Origin of the sequence: Sulfitobacter sp. PM12 (assembly GCF_045586035.1) — a bacterium.
Taxonomy (GTDB): domain Bacteria; phylum Pseudomonadota; class Alphaproteobacteria; order Rhodobacterales; family Rhodobacteraceae; genus Sulfitobacter; species Sulfitobacter pontiacus.
Genome location: NZ_CP151529.1, coordinates 1,006,101 through 1,020,699 on the forward strand (window position 1 = coordinate 1,006,101; position 14,599 = coordinate 1,020,699).

Sequence of the window (14,599 nt, forward strand, 5' to 3'; positions counted from 1 at the left end):
CCCCATGAAACATTTTCTCGACATTCACCAAACCGATCCGGCTGACCTGCGCAGCATCATCGACAATGCCGCCACGATGAAATCGTCCCGTCTGGGCCGCCCCCGTGGTGCGCCGGATGATGAACAGCCGCTCAAGGATCACATGGTCGCGCTGATCTTTGAAAAGCCCTCGACACGGACGCGGGTCAGCTTTGACGTGGGCGTGCGTCAGATGGGCGGGCAGACAATGGTGCTGTCTGGCGCAGATATGCAGCTCGGCCACGGCGAGACCATCGCCGATACGGCACGGGTGCTCAGCCGCTATGTCGATCTGATCATGATCCGCACCTTTGAAGAGGCGACCCTGCTGGAGATGGCGGAATATGCCTCTGTCCCGGTGATCAACGGGCTGACCAACCGCACCCACCCCTGCCAGATCATGGCCGATATCATGACCTTTGAAGAGCATAGCGGCCCAATCAAGGGCAAAAAGGTGGTCTGGTCAGGTGACGGTAACAACGTTTTTGCGAGCTTCGCGCATGCGGCCAAAGCCTTTGATTTCGAACTTGTGTTTACCGGCCCGCAGACACTGGACCCCGAGGCCGCGCTGAATGGCCTTTACACAACCGAGCGTGACCCGAACAAAGCGGTAGAGGGCGCGGATCTGGTCGTGACAGACACATGGGTGTCGATGCATGATCCGCAATCGGCGCGCGAACGTCGGCACAACCAGCTGCGCGGCTATCAGGTGAATGACGCGCTGATGGCCAAGGCAAAGCCTGACGCGCTGTTTATGCACTGTCTGCCCGCGCACCGCGACGACGAGGTGACAAGCTCTGTTATGGACGGCCCAAGCTCGGTCATTTTTGACGAGGCTGAAAACCGGCTGCACGCGCAAAAGTCGGTCATGCGCTGGTGCTTGGGGAAATGAGCGATCGGCGGCCCATCGTTGTCGCGGGTGCGGGGGCGATCGGCTGCTTTGTGGGTGGCATGCTCGCCGCCCACGGTCGCGATGTCACGCTGTTGGTACGCCCTCGCGTGGCAGAGCAGATCCGCAAGCATGGCCTGCGGCTGACGGGTTTTGACGGGCTCGACCAACAGGTGCCTGCCGCAAGCCTGACCCTCTCCCAGGACCCTGCCTGTCTTGCCGAGGCGGGGATCGTGCTGGTCACGGTCAAGACCGACGACACCGCCGACATCGCGCGGCTGGTGGCGCAGCACACGCCGGCGCTGTCGACCATTGTCAGTCTGCAAAACGGCCTCGACGCGGCCGAGATCCTGCGCGAGGCCTTGCCGCTGCATGATGTACGCGGGGGCATGGTGCCTTTCAACGTCGTCCCCCATGGCGACGGGCGGTATCACCGCGCGACCAGCGGGGATATTTTCGTCGAAACGGGCCGGATGCCACTGGCAGGCTATCTGTCGGTGCCGGGGTTGCAGGTGACGGGGACGGGGGCGATCATCGGCGTTCAATGGGGCAAGCTGTTGCTGAACCTGAACAACGCGCTGAACGCCCTGTCAGGGCTGACCTTGCAGCAACAACTGCTTGACCGGCGCTGGCGACGCGTGATGGCCGCCCAGATGGCCGAGGCGCTTGCCGTGCTGAAGGCTCATGGCATCCACCCTGCATCCTCTACGCCATTGCCCGCACAGCTGATCCCTTGGGTGCTGCGCCTGCCGACGCCGCTGTTCTCACGTGTCGCGGCCAAGATGCTGACGATTGACCCGATGGCGCAGACCTCGATGTCCTATGACCTAGAGGCGGGTAAACCGACCGAGATCGACGCGCTGCAGGGGCGGATCATCGCGATGGGGGCGCAGGAAGGCGTCGCCACGCCGCTGTGTCAGCGGGTCTCTGATCTGGTGAAAGAGGCGCAGGCGCGCGGTCCGGGGTTGCCCGATATGGACCCCTCGGACCTTCGCTAGACGGCAAGGCCATGCGCCGCAGCGCTTAGTTGACCAGCGCGTTCAGCCCCAGAAAGATCATCGCTGACATGGTTGCTGCCGCGGGGACAGTGATGACCCAGGCCGCGACGATGGTCATGAAGTGCGACCGGCGCACGAGTTTTCGGCGGCGGCGTTCCTCTACAGCGATGCGTTTGACCTGACCGGCTTTGGCACCGGGGCGACGCAGGCGGCGCTCCATATGCCATTCGCGGTAGAAGCCTACGCCAAAAACGCCCCCCACAGCGATATGGGTAGAGCTGACGGGCAGGCCCAGCCACGAGGCGATGATCACGGTGATCGCCGCAGAGAGGGCGACGCAATAGGCGCGCATCGGGTTCAGCTTGGTGATCTGGCTGCCCACCATGCGGATCAGTTTCGGCCCGAAAAGGAACAGCCCGAAGGAAATGCCGAAGGCCCCGATCACCATCACCCACATAGGGATAGAGACTTTGGCCTCGAACCCGCCGAACTCCGAGGCGTGGACGATCGCGGCAAGGGGCCCAACCGCGTTGGCGACATCGTTGGCCCCATGGGCAAAGCTAAGCAGCGCTGCGGAAAAGACCAGCGGCAGGCCGAACAACACTTTGACGGATTTGTTGCGGTTTTCCATCCCGACCGACGCGCGGCGGATGGCGGGGTAGGAAATGGCATAGGCCAGAACGCCACAGGCCAAACCGATCAACAGGGCAGAGCCCATGTTGATCTCGACGATCTTTTTAAGTCCCTTGAGCGCCAGATAGGTGGCAAAGACACCGGACATGACGCCAATCAGGATCGGCACCCAGCGACGCGAAGCTGCGATCTTGTCGTCTTGGTAAAGGATTTGCGACTTGATCAGCGCAAGGAACATCGCCGCGACAGCGCCGCCCAAGACGGGCGAGATGATCCAGCTGAGGGCGATCATACTCATCGAAGGCCAGTTCACTGCCGCCATCCCCGCAGCCGCGATGCCGGCCCCCATGACGCCGCCCACGACCGAGTGTGTGGTCGAGACCGGCGCGCCCACCCATGTGGCCAGATTGACCCATAGTGCCGACGAGATCAGCGCGGCCATCATGGCCCAGATGAACACTTGGGAATCCGCGACCGACGCGGGGTCGATGATCCCTTTCGAGATGGTCGATACCACGTCGCCACCAGCCAGAAGGGCACCGGCACTTTCGCAAATGGCAGCGATGATGATCGCACCGCCCATGCTCAGCGCCTTGGCCCCGACGGCGGGGCCCATATTGTTGGCAACGTCATTGGCCCCGATGTTCACCGCCATATAGGCCCCGAAGGCCGCGGCGGCGATCACCACATAGTTGGACGGCTGCGCGCCAAAGAACAGACCGGCGACCAGCGCGGCCAATACGATGAAGGCAAGGGCAATGCCAAATCCGACCATAGGCCGCGCCACATAGGTCGCGGCCTGTTCCACCCGCGAGATGCGGTTCAGGTCAGAATCCAGTGTTTTCCACTGTTGGCCTTTGGGTCCGTCGGTCATTGCTGCCTCATTTTCTAAAACCATGCGCTCGTGGCACAGTGAAAACGGTTTCGCAAGGCCGCACGGGGGGCTATCGGGCGTGGCGACTAGAGGTTCAGAAGGATTTCGCGCAAATCAGGCTCTGCCACCAGTTCGGCGGCTTCCTTCGGGGGCATCCAGCGGCGGGTGCGCATGTCAACCTCGGGGTATTCATCCTCGATGTGACGGACGCGGGTCAGGTAGACCTGTGCGATGACCGGCGTGGTCATCCCTTCGGACAGACCCTTGTCATAGTCATAATACCCGATCGGCTCGCTTTCGATATCGGCCTTGGACACGCCTGCCTCTTCCCATGCTTCGCGCAGGGCGGCACCGGCCCCGTCCAGCCCGTCAATAGGCCAGCCTTTCGGGACGATCCACCGGCCGGTGTCACGGCTGGTGATCATCAGGACTTCTTTACCTTCGGGAGTTTCACGGTAGCACAATGCGGCGACCTGAATACGTTTGGGGCGGCGCCAGATGGGGAGGATCATCCCCTCCCACGCGCGTTTGAGTTCATGTATCATAATTAAAACGTTAACCTGTAACTTCGTTGTTCTTGCTTTTATCCGGTCATCGTAGCTGAAAAAGAGACGAGAATCAATTTCACCCCCGCAAACCCTTGTGCAGCGGCGGTGTGCATCCCACTGTTTGATGGACCTTATAGGAGATTTAGCGCGATGGCCGCAGATTTAAAGACCGCAGATATTGGCGTTTATGGTCTGGGGACGATGGGCAGTGCGTTGGCGCTCAATCTGGCCGAGCAGGGGTTCCGTGTGGCGGTCAGCAACCGCGAAGCCGATTGGATCGCGCCCTTTCTGGAAGAGGCCGGACCGCTGGCGGGTCAGCTCTCGGGCCACGCGACGCTTGAGGATTTTGTCGACAGTATCGCGCAGCCCCGCAGCATCTTGTTCATGATCCCGTCGGGTGCTCCGATGGATGCGATGATCGACGCGGTGATGCCGCTGCTGGATGAGGGCGACACCATCATTGATGGCGGCAACGCCGATTTCCACGACACCCGACGCCGCGCCGCCGCCTTTGAAGGTACGGGGCGGCATTTCGTCGGCATGGGCGTGTCGGGCGGCGAAGAAGGCGCGCGTCATGGCCCGTCGATGATGGTGGGTGGTACCGATCACAGCTGGACCCAGCTGCGCCCCATGCTCAGCGCGATTGCGGCCAAGTTTCAGGGCGCGCCTTGCGTCGATCATCTGGGGCCGGACGGGGCGGGGCATTTCGTCAAGACCGTGCACAACGGGATCGAATATGCCGACATGCAGATGATCGCCGAAGTCTACGGGCTGCTGCGCGACGCCGGTGGGCAAACGGCACCGCAGATCGGGGCGCTGTTTGAAAGCTGGCAGAAAGGGCCGCTCAGCTCTTACCTGATCGAGGTGTCCGCCGCCGCGCTGCAAACCGTGGATGCCGAGAGCGGGACGCCAATGGTGGATCTGATCCTTGATAAGGCGGGTCAGAAAGGCACGGGCCGCTGGACCCTGATCGAGGCGCTGAAGCTTGGCCAGTCGGCCAGCTCGATCGAGGCGGCCGTCGGCGCCCGTGGCTGGTCCAGCGAGAAAGCCTTGCGGGTCGCGGCGGCGCCGCTCTTGCCGGATGCGGTGACCGGCGGCACGCTGCCCACCGAGGATGAGATGAAATCGGCCCTGCTGGCCGCGCGCATTCTGGGTCACGCGCAGGGGTTCCGCGTGTTGTCCGCCGCCTCGGACGAATTTGGCTGGCAGCTGGATATGGCCCGCATTGCAGAGATCTGGCGTGCGGGCTGTATCATCCGGTCAGCCTTGCTGGACGATCTGGCCGATGCGTTCCACGCAGGATTGCCCGAGGGGGCCTTGATCCTCGCCCCCGCCATCCGCGATATGCTGGGCGATCACCTTGCTGGCCTGCGCAAGACCGTCGCCGCGGGGGTGAGCCTGGGCGTGCCCATGCCCGCGCTGAGCGCGTCACTGGCGTGGTATGACAGCATCCGAACCGCACGCGGGTCTGCGAATTTGATCCAGGCGCAGCGCGACTTTTTCGGCGCCCATGGGTTTGAACGCGGCGATATCGCGGGGGCGCACCACGGGACGTGGAACGCGATCCGGCGCGGCTAGGGCGCTGGCCTAGCCGCGGCGCAGGGGCGATTGCGCGAAAGGGTCTGTCTCGTAGGTGACATGCGACAGATACAGACCCTGCGGCGGGGCGACGGGGCCGCAGGCTTGACGGTCCCGCGCAGCGAGCATCTGTTTCACGTCGTCGGGCGCGAATGATCCGGCCCCGACGCGTTCAAGCGTGCCCACGATGCTGCGCACCTGATTGTGCAGGAACGACCGCGCGCGCACGTCGAACTGCACCTCGACACCGCCGCCGACGGGATGCTCTGTCATATCCACACGGTCCAGCGTTTTGACCGGCGTTTGCGCCTGACAGATGGTCGAGCGGAAGGTGGTGAAATCATGCTCGCCGATCAGGTGGGTCGCGGCCTCGCGCATGCGGTCGATGTCCAGCGGCTTCTTGACCTGCCAGACCAGACCCGCCTGATGTGTCGCCGGTGGGCGACGTACCAGCACACGAAACAGATACCGGCGTTCAAGCGCGGAAAAGCGGGCGTGAAAATCATCATCCACCGCGACGCAATCGACAATCGCAATGGGCAGTGGTTTCAGATGATAGTTGATCGCCTCGGACAGGCGGAACGGGGTCCAGTCACGTTCCATATCGCAATGGGCGACCTGCGCCAGCGCGTGGACACCGGCGTCGGTGCGCCCTGCGGCGGCGATGTTATGGGCGCGCGGTTCGATCTTGGCCAAAGCGTCCTCTATCGCGCCTTGGACAGACGCAAGGTCGATCTGGCGTTGCCAGCCGACAAAAGGTGCGCCGTGGTATTCAATTTTCAGGGCATAGCGTTGCATGGCGGGCGTTTACCCCGAGGGTGCCCATCTGGCAATCCCTGACCCGCGTGCCTATGTTAGAGCGTAACGACAGGTGAAGGCGGGCACGGGCTTTGGTACTCTCAAGAATTGCCGATGGCATTTGGCGGCAGGTGGAAAATGTGCAGGACGGGGTGTCCGAGACGTTTTTCGAGCCTGTGATCCGTCTGGGCGTGACCGGTTTGGCGCGCTCCGGCAAGACCGTCTTTATCACCTCGCTTGTGGCGAACCTGCTGGATCGCGGGCGGATGCCGGGGCTGCTTGCTGCTTCCGAAGGGCGGATCGAGGCGGCGTTCTTGCAGCCGCAGCCCGACGATACTGTGCCGCGGTTCGAATATGAAAACCACCTTGCCGCGCTGACGGGGCCCACGCCGCATTGGCCCGACAGCACCCGCGCCATATCGGAACTGCGCTTGTCCTTGCGGGTGCGGCCAAACGGCTTGCTTGCGGGGTTTCAGGGGCCGCACACGGTGCATCTTGATATCGTGGATTACCCCGGCGAATGGCTGCTGGATCTGGCGCTGATGGATGTGGATTATGCCACGTGGTCGGCGCAGGTGCTGGCGCGGATCGCCAACCGCGAAGAGGCCGCGGGCTACCGCGCGCTGGTGGAGGCGACCGACCCCGAGGCGGCGTTGGACGAACCCGTGGCCCAAGCGCTGGCCGCCAGCTTTGCCGAGTATCTGCAAACGGCACGTGCGAATGGCTATTCCGACTGCACACCGGGGCGGTTCCTGCTGCCCGGTGATCTGGCCGGATCGCCGGTGCTGACTTTTGCGCCCCTGCCGGGCGGCGAGGGGCCGCGCGGGTCACTGCTACGCGAGATGGCGCGGCGGTTCGAGGCGTATAAGCGGCAGGTGGTCAAACCGTTCTTTCGCGATCACTTTGCGCGGATCGACCGGCAGGTCGTGCTGGTGGATGCGCTTGGCGCGATCAATCAGGGCCCCCGTGCCGTCGAGGATCTGCGCGCTGCCATGAGCGATATCCTTGGCAGCTTCAAACCCGGACGCAACGGATTTCTGACGCAGCTTTTGCGCGGCAAACGGGTCGAGAAAATCCTCTTTGCCGCGACCAAGGCCGACCATTTGCACCACAGTCAGCACGCCAGCCTCACCGCGATTATGGAGGCGCTGACACGGGATGCCCGCGACCGCGCGCGCTTTGCGGGGGCTCAGACATCGGCCATGTCGCTGGCGTCTTTGCGTGCCACGACCGAAGCCACGATGACGCACAACGGCGAAACTCTGGAGGTCGTGCGCGGCAGCCTGCTGGATACCGGCAAAGAGGCCGCGTTCTATCCCGGTGAACTACCCAAAGACCCGGCCCATCTTCTAAGCCCCGCGCGGGCGGGGGCGGAAAAATGGCTGGATCAGGATTATCAGATCATGCGTTTCGCGCCTGCTCGGCTGAACCTGCGCCCCGGTGACGGGCCACCGCATATCCGTCTGGACCGCGCGGCGGAATTCCTGATCGGGGATCGTCTGTGACCAGTGATAATGTGACCATCGCACCCGCGCGGGTGCTGGATGCCGGTCGCCTGTCAGAGGTGATGGCTTGCGCCAATGCAGATCACGATTGGCTGCCTCAGGCCCACAGCCGCGCAGAAGAGATCGGCACCCTGGGTGACATGATCGACGTGGGCTGGGTACAGGTGGCGCGGACCGAGGGGCATGTCGTGGGCTTTCTGGCACGGCGTGCGGCCGAGATTCACGGGCTGTATCTGCACCCCAAGGCCCAAGGCAAAGGCATCGCGCAGCGTTTGCTGAACGGGGCCAAGGCGCAAAGCGATCGGCTCGCGCTGTGGAGTTTCGAGGCGAACCTGCGTGCGTCGCGGTTCTACCGTGCCGCGGGCTTTATCGAGGTGGCGCGCAGCGACGGGGCAGGCAATGATTTCGGGCTACCCGATGTGCGGTTTGAGTGGATGAAAGGGGCGGCGTGATGGCCAAGGGTCCGGTTCTATTTGATCTTGAAGAAGACACAACCGCGCGGCCTTCGGTATCGGATGCGCCGCCGGTGCCCGACGTAGGTGCGCCCGCGCCGCAAGGGCAGGCGATGCAGATCGCGGCACGGCTGGCCGCGCGCAAGCCGTCAAAGCTGGTACGCCTGTTCTGGTGGTTGCTGACCACGCTCATTGGCGCGCTGGTGTCGATTGCCGCGTGGAACTTTATCACGGGGCTGCTGGCGAGCTATCCGCTGCTGGGGCTGGCGATGACCGTGCTTATTGGTGCGGTGCTGTTGGTTCTGGTGTTGCTCTGTTTGCGCGAATTGGCGGCCTTTAGCCGTCTGGCGCGGCTTGACGGTTTGCATCACGATGTGGGCGAGGCGCTGGCGCAGAATGATCTGACTGCGGCGCGGGCTGTGACCGACCGGCTGGTCGGCCTGTATCAGGGCCGCGAGGATACCCGTTGGGGCCGCGACCGTCTGGCAGAGCTGCGCGGCGATCAGTTGGATGCGCAGACCCTGCTGGCCCTGACCGAGGCAGAGCTGTTGGGCCCTCTCGACATCGCCGCCAGCCGCGAGGTCGAGGCGGCGGCCCGTCAGGTCGCGACGGTGACAGCGCTGGTGCCCTTGGCGCTGGCCGATGTGGTCGCGGCGATGACCAGCAACCTGCGCATGATCCGCCGCGTGGCCGAGATCTACGGCGGGCGCTCGGGCTTCTTTGGCTCGTGGCGTCTGACGCGGGTGGTGCTGTCGCATCTGGTGGCGACGGGGGCCGTGGCTGTGGGCGACGACATGCTGGAACCGATCCTTGGTGGAACGATGCTGGCGAAACTGTCACGCCGCTTTGGCGAAGGGCTGGTGAACGGTGCGTTGACGGCCCGCGTTGGCGTCGCCGCGATGGAGGTTTGTCGCCCCATGCCGTTCTCGGAAGCGCGCCGCCCCAAGGTGCGCAGCATCATCAAACGCGCGCTGTCGGGGCTGTTTTCCAAGGGCAGCTAGATGCCGGGGCGAGGGGGCTTGTCGGTCGATCTGCTGCGGCCTATAAGGCTGCATATGACCCGGAACTCCGCGATCATTATTCGAATTATTTTCCCGGCGCTCTGATTGACGAGACGCCGGGCAGAGGTGCTTGAGTTTTTCGCACCGCATCCGAACATTCACCATTCCGAAATACCGTTGCCAAAGGACGCCCGCCATGTGCGCCGACACCCCCGAAACGCTTGACTATAAATCCACGCTGAACCTGCCAAAAACCGATTTCCCGATGCGCGCGGGCCTGCCCAAACGCGAACCCGAATGGCTGGAGCGGTGGGAAAAGATCGGCGTCTATGACCGCCTGCGCGAAAAGCAGGGGCGCAAGCCCTTTACGCTGCACGACGGCCCGCCCTATGCGAATGGCAACCTGCATATCGGCCACGCACTGAACAAGACGATCAAGGACATGATCGTGCGGTCGCACCAGATGATGGGCTTTGACGCGCGCTATATCCCCGGTTGGGATTGCCACGGTCTGCCCATCGAATGGAAGATCGAAGAGCAGTACCGCCAGAAGGGCCGCGACAAGGACGATGTGCCGATCAACGATTTCCGCGCCGAATGCCGCAAGTTCGCCGCCGGCTGGGTCGATGTGCAGCGCGAGGAATTCAAACGTCTGGGCATCACCGGCAACTGGGCAGACCCCTATCTGACGATGGATTTCCACGCGGAACGTGTGATCGCCGAAGAATTCATGAAGTTCCTGATGAACGGCACGCTCTATCAAGGCTCCAAACCCGTGATGTGGTCGCCGGTTGAAAAGACCGCGCTGGCCGAGGCCGAGGTGGAATACCACGACAAGGAAAGCTTTACGATCTGGGTGAAGTTCAAGGTTGTTGGCACGGATGACGCCACCCTTGACGGCGCGCACGTCGTGATCTGGACCACGACGCCCTGGACCATGCCGTCCAACAAGGCCGTCGTCTATGGCGAAGATATCTCTTACGGTCTGTACGAAGTCACCGGCCGCCCCGAGGAATCCTGGGTCACTATCGGTGATCGCTATCTGCTGTCGGACAGCATGGCGATGGATGTGTTCGGGCGTGCGCGTCTGGATGACACCATGGTGCGCCGTTTGCGGGATGTGACGCAGGACGAACTGGCAAAGATCAAGCTGCAGCACCCGCTGGCGGGGGCCGAAGGCAGCAATGGCGAATGGGACGATCTGCGCGACTTCCGCGCCGCTGATTTCGTGACCGACACCGAAGGCACGGGCTTTGTCCATTGTGCGCCGTCGCATGGTCTTGAGGAATATGAACTTTACCGCGGTCTGGGGATGCTGGATCAGGTGATCACCTATAACGTGGTCGAAGACGGGTCTTTCCGCGCCGATCTGCCGTTCTTTGGCGGCAAGAAGATCCTCAAACCCAACGGCAAGGAAGGCGACGCCAACACGGCCGTGATCAACAAGCTGGTCGAGGTCGGCGGGCTGCTGGCGCGCGGCAAGATCAAGCACAGCTATCCGCATTCCTGGCGCTCCAAGGCGCCGGTCATCTACCGCAACACGCCGCAGTGGTTTGCCGCGATCGACCGGCCCGTTGGTGACGGGCAGGACACATTCGGCAAGACCATCCGTGAACGCGCCCTGACCGAGATCGACAACGTCAACTGGGTGCCCAAAAAGGGCCGCAACCGTCTGCACTCGATGATGGAAGCACGCCCCGACTGGGTGCTGTCGCGTCAACGGGCCTGGGGCGTGCCGCTGACCTGCTTTACCAAGAATGGCGCGCTGCCAACGGATGAAGACTTCTTGTTGCGTAACCCCGAGGTCAACCAGCGCATCGTCGAGGCGTTCGAGGCTGACGGTGCTGATGTCTGGTACGAAGACGGCGCGAAAGAGCGGTTCCTTGGCGGCATCGTGAACCCCGACGACTATACCCAAGTGTTCGACATTCTGGACGTGTGGTTCGATTCCGGTTCGACCCATGCGTTTGTGCTGCGCGACCGCGAGGATGGCTCGGAAGACGGTATCGCGGATGTCTATATGGAAGGCACGGACCAGCACCGGGGCTGGTTCCATTCGTCGCTGCTGCAATCCGTGGGCACCACAGGCCGCGCGCCTTATCGTAACGTGGTGACGCATGGGTTCACGCTGGATGAGAAGGGCATGAAGATGTCCAAATCCATCGGCAACACCATCGTTCCCGAAAAGGTCGTGCAGCAATATGGCGCGGATATCCTGCGTCTGTGGGTGGCGCAGACCGATTACACTGCGGACCAGCGGATCGGGCCGGAAATCCTGAAAGGCACCGCCGACAGCTACCGCCGTCTGCGCAACACCATGCGCTATATGCTGGGCGCGCTGTCGGACTTTACCGATACCGACCGGACCGAACCCGCGGAGATGCCAGAGCTTGAACGCTGGGTGCTGCACCGTGTGGCAGAGCTGGATCAGATCGTGCGCGAAGGCTATGCGCGCTACGACTTCCAAGGCGTGTTCCAGGCGGTGTTCACCTTTGCCACAGTTGATCTGTCCGCGTTCTATTTCGACGTGCGTAAGGATGCGCTGTATTGCGACGGCGACACGCTGCGCCGCCGTGCTGCGCGCACGGTGCTGGATATCCTGTTCCACCGTCTGACGACATGGCTGGCCCCTGTGCTGGTGTTCACCATGGAGGAAGTCTGGCTTGAACGGTTCCCCGGCGACGAAAGCTCGGTTCACCTGACGGATATCCCTGAAACGCCCAAGGCGTGGCTGGATGCTGATCTGGCGGCGAAATGGGCCAAGGTGCGTGCCGCGCGGCGGGTTGTGACCTCGGCTTTGGAAGTGCAGCGGGTCGAGAAGGTCATCGGGGCCTCGCTTGAGGCCGCACCAATGGTGTTTGTTGCCGATGACGCTCAGCGGGCGGCGCTTGAAAGCGTTGCGTTCGAAGACGTTTGCATCACCTCGCAGATCGCCATCACCGGCGATGACGCCCCGGCAGAGGCGTTCCGTATGCCAGAGACCGACGGCGTTGCCGTGGTGTTCGAGAAAGCTTCGGGCGAAAAATGCGCACGTTGCTGGAAGGTACTGCCGGATGTCGGCACCCATGATCACGCGGGCGTTTGTGCCCGGTGTGACGAAGCCGTGTCCTAAGATGACGCCGCGCCGCTTGATCCGGAAGCTCGGGTGAAGCGGCGCAGCATCCCCACGCGCTTTGGCACCTTGGTCGTGACCGAGGATGCGGGCGCGATTACCTACCTGCATTGGGGGCAGGATACCCTACACCAAGACAAAAGCGCGCTGCTGGATGAGGCCGAGGCGCAGCTGCGTGCCTATGATGCGGGGCGGCTGACACAGTTCACTTTGCCACTGCGCATTGGCGGAAGTGCCACGTTGCAAGCGGTCTGCGCCGAGATGTCGGCGATCCCCTTTGGCGATACAGTGACCTACGGTGACATCGCGACCAAGTTGGCGATCCCAGCGCAAGTGGTGGGGCAGGCCTGCGGGCAGAATCCTGTCCCGGTCATCGTGCCCTGCCACCGTGTGATGGGGGCCAAGGGGCTGACCGGATACTCGGGTGCTGGCGGGGTAGAGACCAAGGTTGCCCTGCTACGCCACGAAGGGGCGGCAGGGCTGCTTATCTAGTTTAGAGGTTTCGTGCCGCTGCCTTGGCCCTGCGTGCCTCTATCAGGCCTCGCGGTCGTAAAGATACTGCTGCGCGACACCGGCAAACATCAGATAGACGCTGGTGATGATCAGGCCCCAATGCGCCCAGCTTTGCGGGTGGAAATCGACCCACGCGGCCCAGCCGGCAAAGAACGTCCAGCCCAATGCCATGGGCAGGGTGACCATGCGCCAACGCTCTGTCCGGACGGGGTGCACGAATTTCAGCGGGGCGAACATGGTAATGGCCAAGACCGTGACAAGCACCAGCGACACCCACCATGGCGGCGACAGGGCAAAGAGCACCAGCACCAGCATGTTCCAGCATCCGGGGAAGCCCCAGAAGGAGTTATCCTTGGTTTTCATGCGTGTGTCGCAGAAATACATGGCGCTGGCGAAGGTGACGATGATGATCATGACCCAACCGCTCCACCCGTCCATGAGGCCGGAATGGAATAGCGCAAAGGCCGGAATAAACACATAGGTGAGATAATCGATGATCAGATCAAGCAGCACGCCGTCGAATTCCGGCGCGTTGGTCTTTACGTCGTATTTACGCGCCAGCGGCCCGTCGATGCCGTCGACAAAGAAGGCGACAACCAGCCAGAGAAACATCATATCCCAGCGTTCGTCGGCGGCAGCAAGCATGGCCAGCATGGCGAAAATCGCACCCGTCGCAGTGAACAGATGGACAAGAAGGGCACGGGAATGAATATTCATATGCGACAGATGACAAATCTTTTCGACGGATGCAAAAGGAAAAGCGTGTGTTGCCGCGCAGGCTTGGGTTGACCCCGCTCGCGATTCCGCCTAAAGCCAGCAAACCAATTTCAGGGTTTGCCGTAGCGCGGCCCATATGGGTATTGCACCGGATCGCCGGAAATGCCCCGCAGCAAAAGGATAGACCCATGTCGCGCGTTTGCGAATTGACCGGAAAAGGCCCGATGACGGGCAACAACGTAAGCCACGCCAAGAACCGTACACGTCGTCGGTTCTTGCCAAACCTGAACGATGTCACCCTGCAGTCCGAAGCACTGGGCCGCGGTTTCAAGTTCCGCATCTCGGCAGCTGCTTTGCGCACTGTTGACCACCGCGGTGGCTTGGACAAGTTCATGGCGAAGGCAAAGGACACTGAACTGTCCGTCAACGCGTTGAAAGTTAAGAAAGCAATTGCAAAGTCCAGCGCCACAGCCGAAGCGCTGTCGTAAGACTTTTCAATCGTTACGATGTTGTAGCCCTGGCCCTTGGCCGGGGCTGCGTCGTTTTGGACTGGTGCTTTTTCAAGCGCTTCGTCTAGGGTGCGGCCCATGACCCTGCGTTCCCTTTCAGCTTTGGTTCTGGCGTTGATGCTGGCCCTCACGGGGCAAAGCATGGCCGTCGCGCGCGGGGCTTCTGCGGCTACGGGGCAAATGGTGCTGTGCACCGGTGCGGGCCCTGTGGCGATTTATGTGGATGCGCAGGGCAAGCCGACCTCGGCCCCGCATATCTGCCCCGATTCGGCGCTTAACGTTGCAATGGCAGGCACGGTGGTTCTGGCGGCCGCACCGATGCGGATCGTGACCTTTGTCGCGCCGGCGGTGCATGTCCTGACAGCCGATGTGCCGCGACGTAAAACGCGCCAGGACCCAAGGGCCCCGCCTGTCGCTGTCTGACCCACACCCTTCACAGACATTTTGAATATGA

General features: G+C 62.4%; 14 protein-coding genes. 10 read left to right on the top strand and 4 right to left on the bottom strand.

Annotated features, from left to right (window positions below):
- The first annotated feature begins 4 nt into the window (after positions 1 to 4).
- Together argF and AADW22_RS04845 are read left to right on the top strand one after the other, a co-directional pair.
- On the top strand, positions 5 to 910 hold the full coding sequence (argF, locus tag AADW22_RS04840) for an ornithine carbamoyltransferase (RefSeq protein WP_009826142.1): 906 nt from the start codon (positions 5 to 7) through the stop codon (positions 908 to 910).
- Positions 907 to 1,905 carry a 2-dehydropantoate 2-reductase gene (locus tag AADW22_RS04845; RefSeq protein WP_407474357.1) on the top strand — a complete coding sequence of 333 codons (999 nt, stop codon included), beginning with the start codon at positions 907 to 909 and terminating at the stop codon, positions 1,903 to 1,905. The genes argF and AADW22_RS04845 overlap by 4 nt, the downstream gene beginning before the upstream one ends.
- A gap of 25 nt (positions 1,906 to 1,930) precedes the next feature.
- Here the strand turns inward: AADW22_RS04845 and AADW22_RS04850 are convergent, their stop codons facing one another.
- On the bottom strand, positions 1,931 to 3,412 hold the full coding sequence (locus AADW22_RS04850) for an inorganic phosphate transporter (protein WP_184583119.1): 1,482 nt from the start codon (positions 3,410 to 3,412) through the stop codon (positions 1,931 to 1,933).
- Positions 3,413 to 3,498: 86 nt separating this feature from the next.
- Complete coding sequence (locus tag AADW22_RS04855) at positions 3,499 to 3,957, bottom strand: NUDIX hydrolase (RefSeq protein ID WP_005851707.1); 459 nt, start codon at positions 3,955 to 3,957, stop codon at positions 3,499 to 3,501.
- Positions 3,958 to 4,110: 153 nt separating this feature from the next.
- Here AADW22_RS04855 and gndA point away from each other — a divergent pair, with 153 nt between their 5' ends.
- Positions 4,111 to 5,538, top strand: coding sequence for an NADP-dependent phosphogluconate dehydrogenase (gene gndA / locus AADW22_RS04860; RefSeq protein WP_407474358.1), 1,428 nt, complete (start codon positions 4,111 to 4,113; stop codon positions 5,536 to 5,538).
- 9 nt (positions 5,539 to 5,547) lie between these two features.
- On the opposite strand, the gene truA is transcribed toward gndA, so the two are convergent.
- Positions 5,548 to 6,336, bottom strand: a complete 789-nt coding sequence (gene truA, locus AADW22_RS04865) for a tRNA pseudouridine(38-40) synthase TruA (protein WP_074635813.1) — start codon at positions 6,334 to 6,336, stop codon at positions 5,548 to 5,550.
- A 92-nt stretch (positions 6,337 to 6,428) separates the two neighbouring features.
- On the opposite strand from truA, the gene AADW22_RS04870 reads away from it, so the two are divergent.
- The 5 genes from AADW22_RS04870 to AADW22_RS04890 all read left to right on the top strand — a co-directional run bounded on the left by AADW22_RS04870 (position 6,429) and on the right by AADW22_RS04890 (position 12,898).
- The gene (locus AADW22_RS04870; protein WP_407474359.1) at positions 6,429 to 7,841 is read left to right on the top strand and encodes a YcjX family protein; all 1,413 of its coding nucleotides are present in this window, start codon (positions 6,429 to 6,431) and stop codon (positions 7,839 to 7,841) included.
- On the top strand, positions 7,838 to 8,293 hold the full coding sequence (locus AADW22_RS04875; protein ID WP_288959626.1) for a GNAT family N-acetyltransferase: 456 nt from the start codon (positions 7,838 to 7,840) through the stop codon (positions 8,291 to 8,293). Before AADW22_RS04870 ends, AADW22_RS04875 begins: the two co-directional genes overlap by 4 nt.
- Positions 8,293 to 9,294, top strand: a complete 1,002-nt coding sequence (locus AADW22_RS04880) for a YcjF family protein (RefSeq protein ID WP_407474360.1) — start codon at positions 8,293 to 8,295, stop codon at positions 9,292 to 9,294. The genes AADW22_RS04875 and AADW22_RS04880 overlap by 1 nt, the downstream gene beginning before the upstream one ends.
- Before the next feature lie 196 nt (positions 9,295 to 9,490).
- Complete coding sequence (gene ileS, locus AADW22_RS04885; protein ID WP_407474361.1) at positions 9,491 to 12,406, top strand: isoleucine--tRNA ligase; 2,916 nt, start codon at positions 9,491 to 9,493, stop codon at positions 12,404 to 12,406.
- Positions 12,407 to 12,439: 33 nt separating this feature from the next.
- Positions 12,440 to 12,898: a methylated-DNA--[protein]-cysteine S-methyltransferase gene (locus AADW22_RS04890; RefSeq protein WP_180828753.1), complete on the top strand. Its 459-nt coding sequence runs from the start codon at positions 12,440 to 12,442 to the stop codon at positions 12,896 to 12,898.
- A gap of 42 nt (positions 12,899 to 12,940) precedes the next feature.
- Here AADW22_RS04890 and AADW22_RS04895 read toward each other — a convergent pair whose 3' ends face one another.
- Positions 12,941 to 13,636, bottom strand: a complete 696-nt coding sequence (locus tag AADW22_RS04895; RefSeq protein WP_074635803.1) for a phosphatidylcholine/phosphatidylserine synthase — start codon at positions 13,634 to 13,636, stop codon at positions 12,941 to 12,943.
- A gap of 188 nt (positions 13,637 to 13,824) precedes the next feature.
- Here AADW22_RS04895 and rpmB point away from each other — a divergent pair, with 188 nt between their 5' ends.
- Complete coding sequence (gene rpmB / locus AADW22_RS04900) at positions 13,825 to 14,124, top strand: 50S ribosomal protein L28 (protein WP_005851725.1); 300 nt, start codon at positions 13,825 to 13,827, stop codon at positions 14,122 to 14,124.
- A 99-nt stretch (positions 14,125 to 14,223) separates the two neighbouring features.
- On the top strand, positions 14,224 to 14,568 hold the full coding sequence (locus tag AADW22_RS04905; RefSeq protein WP_407474362.1) for a hypothetical protein: 345 nt from the start codon (positions 14,224 to 14,226) through the stop codon (positions 14,566 to 14,568).
- The last annotated feature ends 31 nt before the right edge of the window (positions 14,569 to 14,599 follow it).